Source organism: Streptomyces sp. NPDC002623, assembly GCF_053592635.1.
In genome coordinates this window covers 59,728-70,245 of the sequence record NZ_JBSFWB010000039.1, presented here as the reverse complement: position 1 = coordinate 70,245, position 10,518 = coordinate 59,728, and the positions used below count along the sequence as shown (strand labels likewise).

Here is a 10,518-nt window from a genome sequence, read left to right as displayed (position 1 = left end):
TCCGACTTCCCCCACGCCCAGGTCCACCTCACCGCGGACGAGGCGCGCGGAGCCGTCCACTCCCCCACCTGGCGGGAGCGGATCCGCTACAGCTCAGCGCAGTGGGCGCACGGCCCGAAGCTCGTCGAACACCGACCCGACGGCGAGCAGTGGCGCGGGTTCGCCGCGGCCAGGGAACTCGACACGATCGCGCCCGGCATCGTCCTGATCGCGCTCCCCGGCCACACCCGCGGCCACGCCGCCGTGGCGGTCGACACCGGTACGCGCTGGATCCTGCACGCCGGTGACGCCTTCTACCACCACGGCACCCTCGACGGCCGCTCCCCCGTCCCCGCCTCCCTGCGCGGCATGGAGACCGTCGTCGGGTTCGACCCGAAGAAGGTCCGCGACAACCACGCCCGCCTCGCCGAGCTGTATCGGCACGCTGACCCCGACCTCACGATCGTCAATGCTCATGACCCCGTCCTGTACGAGAAGGCCCGCGCGAGCGCGTAGCGAGGCGATGACGGCATGACGACCATGCGGGCGGCACGACTGCACTTCTCGAGCCGTGAGCTGCGGGTGAACGAAGTTGCCCGGCCCGTCCTCGGATCGAGAGAGATCCTGGCCAAAGTAGAGGCAGCAGGCGAGTACCTGTCCGACGCGCACCTGATCTCGGGCGAGCTCGGAGCACTGCTGGGGCGGGCCGTGGACGCCTGTCCGATCATCGCCGTGGACCCCTCCCCCCAACCGCCCCCGAACGCGCCCTGGCCTGCGGAGCGGACCCCCTCGCCCTCGACCCGGTCGACGGAGCCTTCGTGGACAAGGTCCGCGCGGCCAGCGGGGCTGCGGGCGTGAGATCGCCTTCGACTTCTGCAGTGTGAACGCCGTACGCGAGCAGGCGCTGTCCGCGCTCGGCCGTTCCGGGAAGCTGGTCCTGGTCGGGCTCAGCCGCAACCCGATCACCAACAGCACCACGTTGGGCACCGGGCCAAGGCACGCGCCAGTACTCTGCTGCGCCACCCCAAGCTGTGGCTGATGCCCACGGTCCTCACCGGGCTGCTCGCCCTGCTGAGCGCATGCGCCAGCTCAGCGACGGCGTCCGCGCGATCCTCTACTTCGACGCACGCGGCGACGCCGGCCTCACCCGCGCCTGGATCATGATCGCGAGCGGCGCGGCCATCGCCCTGCTCTTCGGCTTCGCGATGACCGCGTACTACGACCGCAAGGGCCACAAGCGCCTGACTCCGCAGCCCGCTTGAGCAATGGGCTCAGGAAGTCGGAAGCCACTCCGGACGGCTGATCCCCGAGGTACCAGGATGGGGTCCGTCCAGCGGGGCGGTGGACCGCAAGGAGGAAACCCAGTCAGTGCGCGGACGGATCGGCGGCAGCAAGTCGCCACAACCCCGAGACCAGCGAGGTCTATCACGTGACCGGCGAAAACTGCTGCGTCTGAAGGCCGTCGGCCGCCGATGCGGAGTGAATCGTGCCAGGCGCTCGGCCGGGAAACCGCGGCCGAGCGCCTGTGCCTGCTGCTTGCGGCCCGGTCAACGGGGCCGTATGTCAGACCACATTGTCGTCGGTGGGGGTCACAGTTCGTCCTTGTAGTAGGTGGGGAAGTTCAGGGCCAGGGCCGTCAGCAACAGTGCGGCGGCCTTGGGGGCGTTGTTGATGAGGCCGTAGCCGGGCAGCTCGATACTGCTCGTGTCGGAGTCCGTGCCCTGTCCCTCGCTGCTGCCGTACCAGTGCTGGACGAAGACGGAGCTGACGTTCTGCCAGTTGCGGATCAGGTTGACCTCGTTCGCGGTCAGAGTGGTCGTCGTGAAGTTCTGGTAGACCGACGCGAAACGGGTGGCCAGCGGCCTGAAGCGGGCAGGCTCCGCGACGGTGAGGATCATCCGCAGGAGTGCGCGGGACATGTCGGCGGTGCTCGCGCTCCCGGCGGTGTCCCGCAGCTGGATCAGGGAGGCCTCGACCGCGTTGGGGCCGATGGTCACGTTGGTCAGCGAGGTCTGGCCGTCGGAGGCGAGGGTGTTGTAGTTCTCGTGGCCCTGGAACCGGTTGCGGTAGACCCAGCCGCTGGGCGTGGCCGGGAGGTCCCCCGAGGCCAGCGGATAGTAGTAGGTCCTGTCCGTGTGCTCGTCTATGAAGTAGTAGGAGACGATGTAGTAGTCGCTGAGCCGCATCATGAAGTGGACTGTGTTCTCGCCGCCGTAGTTGATGGCGATGTCGACGAAGTTGGCGTCCGCGGCCTTGTTGGTGATGTCGACGGTGCCCCCGCTGGATGCAGCGCTGGTGGCCGGGTTGGACGCGTTGCGCGCCTCCGTCCGGATGGAGTTGATGAACGCGGCCCAGCCGCTCGAACCCGAGGACACGTCCCAGCTGAGCTGCGCGTAGGCCGCCAGATCGATGTCGTGCGCCCCGAGGTGGACGGACTTCGTGGCGGAGTGAGCGGTGGCCGCCGAGGAGGTGGTCGGGACCGGCGACACGCCTTGCAGCATGACCGCGCCGACCAGTGCGGTCGAGAGGACCGCCGGGATGCCGACACGGTGGATCATTCGGTTGGACATGGGGGTTTCCGTTCCTTGGGAGAAGGCGCTGATGCCGCTGGTGCGGCACCGTCGGACGCGCCGTGCAGTCCTGGCCGCAGCTCTGGGGGCAGGACATTTGGGCGGGGCGGCCGTGCCGGACGGCCAGGGGCCGGGGCACGGACGTCTGTGGGTGGTCGGTGAGCGAGCGCGGAGGCAGGCTGAGGCCTGCCTCAGGCCACCGGGAGAGCTGCGCCGCGTGGTGTTCCCGGGTTCGGTCGTCCCGGAGCGCCGGTGCTCTCTCCTGTCGGGGCCGATCTCCGGAAGAGATGGGCCCATGTCCCATGGGGCCTTGTGCCGTACCCCTATCGGACCGTGCGGTAGCCGTTCCAGAGCGTCTCGGTCACCGTGTTGCCCTTGGTATCGGTCAGCGTGGCCTTGAAGCTCACCGTGCCGGCCTTGGCCGGGTTGGTCAGGGTCAGGGAGCGTTTGCCGTTCGCGCCGGTGGTCACGGTGACGTGCTTCCAGGTGCGCCCGCCGTCGTACGACACCTGTACGGCAAGGGACTTGACCGCGCCCTTATCCGCCGCCGGGCCCTGGATGCCGATCGGCACCGTGAGGCGGGCACCGGCCTTCGCCGTGCTGGTCAGGCTCAGCTTCGGGGTGAAGCGGACCACCGACAGCGGGAAGTGCGCGAGCTCGGTACCGGGGACGTGGTCCGCGGTGAACGTCCAGACCGCCGAGGCCCTGGTTCCGACGCTGAAGTCCTTCGCGGGGCGGGTGGCGTCGATGCTGAGCCGGTAGGAGGCCTTCTTCGCCGGCAGTCCGTCCTGCACGCCCAGGTTGCAGGGGTCGTTCCGCTGGTCGGAGAGGGTAGTGCCGTCGGCGGTGAGTCGGACATGCCAGTCGGCTGCACCGCCGTTCGCGTGGCCCGCGCCGTCGGAGAGCAGCGGGATACAGATCGCGTACGACGTGCCGCTGTGCGAGGCGCCCGGGGTGCCGAGGCCGTTGGACGTGGTGGTGACGGGGGCGAAGACGCCGGTGTTGTACGTCTCCCGGTAGGTGCGCCCGGGCTCGAAGCGGCGGGAGGCGAGCGGGCTCAGGAAGGCCAGGTTGGGGTACGTGTCGTTGTCGATGTTCACGCCCAGGCTCCAGCGCAGGCCGGCGTCCGTGGAGACATAGTGCACGACGGCCACGGCAGGCACCTTGCGCGTGTTGCCCATGGGGCCGCCCACGAGACCCGACACGTCCGGCCACCCCGGCGTGGTCCAGCCGGCGTTCGGCCGCGCCTCGCTGCCCTTGGTGGTGGAGCCGATCGCCGTGACGACCTTGGCGAGGCCGCGGGTGGTGAAGGTGCGGTTCAAGCCGGTGAAGAAGGAACCTTTGCGAGTGGTGACGAGGTCGTACAGCGGGCCGGTGCCGCCGTGCTGCCAGACGCCGCCGACCTGGGCGACGAAGTCCGCGGCGGGCACGGCCGGTCCGGCCTGGGCGAGGTAGACGTGGTCGTAGCCGCTTGAGGTGCCCAGGAGTACGACGCCCGAGTAGTCGTAGGCCGACTTGGCGCCGTGGGCGCCGTAGGCGACCCGGCCGTCGGTCAGCCGGGCGCGGGCGTCCGGGGCGGTGACGTCGATGGGCTTGCCGGTGCGGGCGTCCAGGGACAGCGTGGTGGCCTGGTCCACGAGGAGGCCCGGGGAGACCAGCTGGGTCGTGTCGTCGGAGCCGTTCACGCGGCTCCTGATCTGCGCGTCGACGACGTAGCGGCCCCTGGGCACCCGGATGGTGACCTTGCCGTCCTTGACCGTTCCGTCGCCGAGGTTGCCGAAGGACCACTGCCTGCCGTTGTCCAGGCCGCCGACGAGCGCGAGGCCGGGGGTGACGGGCTTGCCGTCGCGGCCGGTGAACTTCAGCGTCAGGTTGTACGACTCCTTCTCGCGGATGATTCCGAAGGCGGTGCGCACGCTCTCGCCCATGGCCGGAGTCGCGGTGACGATTCCGGAGAAGTCGCCGTCCACGGTTCCGACGCGGGTGTCGGCGGTGACGGTGACCTGCGCGGTGCCGTTCACGGCGACCGTGACGGTGCTCGCCGACAGGGTGAACATGCCTGCCGGGGCCGCCCTTCCGTCAGGGCCGGTCGCTCCGGCGGACAGGCTCAGGGTGACGGGTGTGGTGCCGGTGTTGCGGTAGGTCAGGGTCTTGGCGACCGGCATGTCGTCGGTGTGCGGCCACTTCTGGAGGCCGAAGTCGAGCGACGGCTCGTCGGTGATCAACGTCTGGGTGACGGCGCGGGACGCGTCGACCCGGCCCGCGCCCTGCGCGTAGACCGAATACGTGCCGTTCAGCGGCACGGTGGAGTCCATCAGGGCCGCCTTGAGGCGCTGCCCGCTCCAGGTCGGGTGTTCCTGGGCAAGGATGGCGGCCGCCCCGACGGTGTGCGGAGTCGCCATCGACGTACCGCTCATGCGGACGTATCCGGCGGTGCCGGACGGGTCGCCCTCGGTGCCGTGGGCCGCCTTGGCGGCGATGATGTCCAGGCCGGGGGCGGAGATGTCCGGCTTGAGGGTGCCGTCGGCGCTCGGGCCACGGCTGGAGAAGTCGGTCAGCCGGTCCTTGCCGTCGACGGCGGCGACGGTGAGCGCGGCGGAGGCCGCGCCCGGCGAGTCGAGGGTGTTGTCGTCGGGGCCCTCGTTGCCGGCGGCGATGACGAACAGCGTCCCGGCGGAGGCCGACAGGTCGTTCACGGCCTTCTCCAACGGATCGGCTCCCGCCGAGTCGGTGGAACCGAGGCTCATGTTGACCACCTTGGCGCCCTGCCCTGAAGCCCACTGCATGGCGGAGATCAGCCAGGACTCCTGGGTGCCGCCCTTGCTGAACACCTTGCCGATCAGCAGCTTTGCGCCGGGCGCGACTCCCTTGTACCGGCCGCCGCTGCGGGCACCGGATCCGGCGATGGTGGAGGCGACATGGGTGCCGTGGCCCATCGTGTCGTCGGTGCTGCCCGAGCCGCTGAAGTCCTTCGTGGCCGCGATGGCGTTCTTCACGTCCGGGTGCGTGGCGTCGATGCCGCTGTCCAGGACAGCGACCTTGACTCCCTTGCCGTCGTACCCGGCCTTCCAAGCGGCCGGCGCGTGGATCTGGGCGGTGCCCTGCGTCGGGTCGGGGTCGGCGTCCTGCGCTTGCGGGGCCTGGACCCTGGCGTCCAGCCAGACCCGGTCGACACCGTGCTCCGTGGTCACCGCGTCGCCCTCGCCGGCCGGGCGGGTCAGCGCGTCCCACACGGTCGTGGCGTCCGGCTTGTCGGCGGTCACCGACTCTCCGTGCACCGCGGGCAGTTCGCGCTGCACGTCGGCGTCCGCCGAGCGCAGCGCCTGCTTGGCGCTGTCCGTCGCGGAGCCCTTGTAGGCGACGATCAGCGGCAGCGTCTTGCGGTGCGCGTCGTCGTAGCCGTCCGCGATGAGCCGGGTGACGTCGAACAGCCGCTGATCGAGCCGACCGCTCGCCAGCAGCGGCCCGGCGTCGGCGGGGACGGCGTACGTGTGGCCCGCGAACCGGCGCACCGAGACGGGGATGTCCGCGCGGCCCTTCCCCCGGTCGATGCCGACGACCCGGCCCGCGGCGTCCACGCCGACGGTGTCGCCGGTGATCAGGGTGACGCGGGCGGCGGCCCCGGCCAGACGGCTCGGCGAGACGGCGGCCACACTCGCCGGGGCCGCGACGGTGAGGGCGGCGGTGGCGGTGAGCCCGGCCACCGCGAGCAGAGCGGCTGTTCCGTACGTCACGTTCCGGCCGCGCTTCTTCAGTCTGTGCTTGCTGCGCAAAGGAGCTCTCTCTTCCCCGAGTCGGTGCCGAACGGCGCCGCGCGCCAGATGCGCGCGGGGCGGCCCCAGGTCAAGGGGGGACTGGGCCTGGGGCCGCGTTGGGGGTGCGGTGACGGGGGGATGTCACCGGGCTGAGAGCGAGTCTTGGGCTCCCGCGTATTGGTCAGTAGGAGGTCGGGGGCTCTGAACAATTCACGAGGAGTGCGGGTCGGAGCTGATTGCACCGGATTCGGGCGGAAACGTAACTTGGCCGCCGACCCTCTTCATGGACATGAGTGGTGAAAGGGCCCGCCAGGTGGGACGACGTGAGAAACCGCTGGACCCGGACGCCGGTCCCGTGCAGCAGCTCGCGCAGGACCTGCGCACGCTCCGCGAGAAGGCGGGGAAGCCGGCCTATCGGACGATGGCCCAGCGCGTGCCCTATTCGGCGAGCGCCCTGTCACAGGCGGCGGCCGGGGAGCAACTGCCGACGCTCGCGGTCGTACGGGCGTACGCGGAGGCACTCGATGCCGACGCGCAGGAGTGGGAGGGACGCTGGCGCGAGGCCGACGAAGCCGCCCGGGAGGCCGCGGCACACACCGGGGACGCCGCACCTCCGTACCGCGGCCTTGCACGCTTCGAGCCGCACGACAGCGATCTGTTCTTCGGCCGGGACGCACTGGTCGCGCAGTTGCTGGAGTTGGCGCACGAACACCGTTTCACGGCAGTGTCGGGCCCGTCCGGCAGCGGCAAGTCCTCACTGCTGCGAGCGGGGCTGATCCCGGCCCTGCGCACGGCGACCGGCACCGACCGCCCGGCGGTGATCCGGGTACTGACCCCGGGCGAGCAGCCCGCGCACGCCCACGCGGACGCGCTCACTCCCAAGGACGGCGAGCTGAACACGTGGGTGCTCGTCGACCAGTTCGAGGAGCTGTTCACCCTGTGCCGGGACCGCGCGGAGCGGGACCGCTTCCTCGACCTGCTGCTCGCCGCCCGCGAACCGGGGAGCCGACTGCGGGTGGTCGTCGCGGTGCGGGGCGACTTCTACGGCCACTGCGCGCAGCGGCGTGAACTGGCGGAGGCGGTGAGCCGAGCCCACCTGCTGGTCGGGCCGATGGGCCGGGACGAACTGAAGGAAGTGATCACCGGGCCGGCGACGGCAGTGGGCCTGAATGTAGAACGGGCGCTGACCGCCCGAGTCATCGATGAGGTCACCGATCGCCCCGGCGCGCTGCCCATGGTCTCGCACGCGCTCCTTGAGACCTGGCGGCGCCGACGGGGCCGGACGCTGACCGTCGCCGCGTACGAGGAGGCCGGCGGCGTGCGCGGCGCGATCGCCGCCACCGCCGAGCGGCTGTACGCCGAGCTGTCCCCGGCGCAGGCCCGCACCGCCCGCCGCGTCCTCCTGCGGCTGATCACGCCCGGATGGGGGTCCCCCCGCTCGAGCGAAGCCGAGAGTGGGGGAGGCACCGCCGACACCCGACGCCCGGCGGAACGGGCGGAGCTGGGAACCGGCGAGGACGTGTCTCTGGTCGTCGAACGGCTCGCCGCAGCCCGCCTCATCGCACTGAACGATGGCACCGTCGAGCTGGCTCACGAGGCGCTGATCACGGGCTGGCCCCGGTTGGCGGGCTGGATCGAAGAGAACCGCGAGCGGCTGCGCGAACAGCGGCTGCTCGGCGAGGCCGCCCGCTCTTGGGAGCGGCTGCAGTGCGACCCCGGGGCCCTGTACCGGGGGACGCGGCTCGCCCGCGCCGAGGAGCTTTTCGCTGTTACGACTCCTCTGGGCACCGTCGCTTCCCAGGATGACGACCTCACCCGCCCGGAGCGTTCCTTCCTCGCCGCCTCCCTGACCGCTCGCGCCGCCGACGCGGAGGCCAAGGTCCGTGCGGCGCGGAAAACGCGGAACCTGACCGCCGCACTGTCCGCGTTCCTCGCGCTCGCCCTGGCTGCCGGCTTGTTCGCCTGGCAGCAGAGCCGGGAGAGTGACCGGGAGGCCGCCAAGGCCGCTGCCCGCCGCGTCGCAGCCATGGCCGAAGGTCTGCGCGCGACGGACCCCCGCAAGGCCGCGCTGCTCGGCGTCGCAGCCTGGAAGCTCGCCCACCTGACCGAGTCCCGCGCTGCCCTGCTCAGCGCCCTGGCCCAGCCGGAACAGGACGCCTTCACCGACCCGCAGACCGGCAAGGACGCCCAGCGGTTCCTCGTCGGTGGCGGCCGGGCCCTGGTCAGCGTGGCAGGACGTCGCGTGAGCGTCTGGAACGTGACCGGTCATGACAGGACCGCCACCTACCGGCTGCCGGACGGCACGAACGTCTCCTCCGTGAGCCCGGACGCCCGCACCGTGGACCTCGCCGGCACGGACGATGACCAGGTGTGGGATCTGGCGGCCGGGAAGCCCGTGGGCGAACTTCCCAACGGCACAGCCCTGTTGGGGTACACGGCGGACAGCAAGGGCTATCTCGTCGAGCCGACGCTCGGCCCCGGTGCCGTCCAGCTGCGTCGCCTTACCGACGGCAAGGTCCTCTTCGAGACGAACCCGTCGGCGAACCTGGCGAGCGCCGACCTCGGGGCGGACGGCCGGCTGCTCGCCCTGTGCCCTGCCGACGGCCCCCTCCAGGTGTGGGACACGACGCGCGACAAGCGCCTGCCCGGCACCTGGGAGCAGGCGGGCAAGAACGTCTGCGGCACCGGAACAGGCGCCGACGCCGGCACCTTCACCGTCCGTCTCAGCCCGGACGGCAAGCGGCTGGCGGCCGTCTCCGGCACCGCATTGCGTGTCTGGGACATCCCCAGCGGACGCCAGGTTGCCGACCTCTCCAGTCTCGGCGACACAGGCTTCAACCAGGCCGCCTTCTCCCCGGACGGAGAGTTCCTGGCCAGTGCCGACGACGACGGTCTTTCGGTGTGGCGTCTGACGGACAACGGCGTCCAGGTCTTCCACCGGGCACCCGCCGACACCGAGATCCAGGACCTGTCCTGGGACCTGGGCAAGGACCGGCTGCTGCGTTATCTCGACGGCGCCACCGCCCACACCTACGACCTGACCACCAACCTCTCGCCGCGCTGGCAGAGCACCACATCCGACACAGCCGCACTCAGCCCGGACGGCACCACACTCGCCTCGCTGACCCGGACCGGCTCCCGCTACCGCTACCGCCTCGAACTGCGCTCCACCCGAACAGGCGCCACCCTCGCCCGCCGCGAGCTCGGTCCGCTCACCACAGTGAGCGACGACAGCACACCGCTGCTCACCTTCAGCCCGGACGGCATCGACCTCGCCGTCGCCGACACGTCGCCGGGCGGCTCGCGGCAGCGCTTCACCGTCTGGGACGTAAGAAGCCACCGGGTCCGCCTCACCGTCGAGCCGCCCGGCAATGCAGACGACCACCCGGTGTCCGGGCTCGCCCTCGGCCCGCACGGACGCACGCTGCTCGTCTCCCGCATCGAGGGCGACCGCACGATCGCCCGGATCTGGGACACCGGCGGTGCCCGGGCCCGCGCGGCGGGAACCCTCCCGGGCCTCGCGGGCGACGCGCTCGCCGTACGGCCCGACGGACGTCTGGCGGCCACATCCGAGGAGCAGTCCGCCGCGCTGCCATCGGGCCCCATCACGGGCCGCGCGCTGGCCGACGGCAGAAACGTCACCGCCCTGGCATTCAGCCCCGACGGTTCCCGCCTCGCCGTCGGCGATTCGACGGGCCGCGTCGTCCTGTGGGACGGAGACGTCCGTCATCGCACGGGCACGCTGACCGGCGGTTCGGACAACACGTTCCAGGGCAACGGTCAGGCAGTGGTCGCACTCGCCTTCGCCCCCGACGGCAGCACCCTCGCCGCGGGGCACACGAGCGGCACCGTACAACTCTGGGACACCGGCGCTCAGCAGCTCCTGGTCGGCGAGATCCCCACGACCGGCGACGAGATCCGTTCCGTCGCCTTCAGCCGGGACGGCGGCACGTTGTACGTCTCCGGTCCGCACGTCCCGCTGGCGACCTACCCCGTCTCCCCGGAACAAGCAGTGAAGCGCCTCTGCACACGCATGGGCTCCGGTGGCCTGACACGGGCCGACTGGAAGGCGTACGTGCCGGACGTGCCCTACCGCCCTGTCTGCGGCTAGGGGTCTCCCGATCGACCTGTGCCCGTCCCCCCCCAGGCGTAGGTGGCAGATACCGCGATCTGCCGTTCCTGGCGCGGGCGGCGGTGCGGGAACACCGCCGCTG

General features: G+C 71.2%; 3 protein-coding genes and 2 pseudogenes. 3 read left to right on the top strand and 2 right to left on the bottom strand.

What is annotated here, in order from left to right:
• Both ACWD4O_RS41155 and ACWD4O_RS41150 read left to right on the top strand, forming a co-directional pair.
• Positions 1–495: pseudogene (locus tag ACWD4O_RS41155) on the top strand (MBL fold metallo-hydrolase); the annotation flags it as partial.
• Positions 496–989: 494 nt separating this feature from the next.
• Positions 990–1,241 (top strand): annotated as a pseudogene (locus ACWD4O_RS41150) (ABC transporter); the annotation flags it as partial.
• A gap of 327 nt (positions 1,242–1,568) precedes the next feature.
• Here the strand turns inward: ACWD4O_RS41150 and ACWD4O_RS41145 are convergent.
• Positions 1,569–2,549, bottom strand: coding sequence for a ribosome-inactivating family protein (locus ACWD4O_RS41145; RefSeq protein ID WP_451288166.1), 981 nt, complete (start codon positions 2,547–2,549; stop codon positions 1,569–1,571).
• Positions 2,550–2,872: 323 nt separating this feature from the next.
• The gene (locus ACWD4O_RS41140; protein ID WP_451288165.1) at positions 2,873–6,283 is read right to left on the bottom strand and encodes a S8 family serine peptidase; all 3,411 of its coding nucleotides are present in this window, start codon (positions 6,281–6,283) and stop codon (positions 2,873–2,875) included.
• Between the two features lie 334 nt (positions 6,284–6,617).
• On the opposite strand from ACWD4O_RS41140, the gene ACWD4O_RS41135 reads away from it, so the two are divergent.
• Positions 6,618–10,415 (top strand): nSTAND1 domain-containing NTPase, encoded by a 3,798-nt coding sequence (locus ACWD4O_RS41135; RefSeq protein WP_451288164.1) that lies wholly within the window; start codon positions 6,618–6,620, stop codon positions 10,413–10,415.
• Positions 10,416–10,518: the final 103 nt, after the last annotated feature.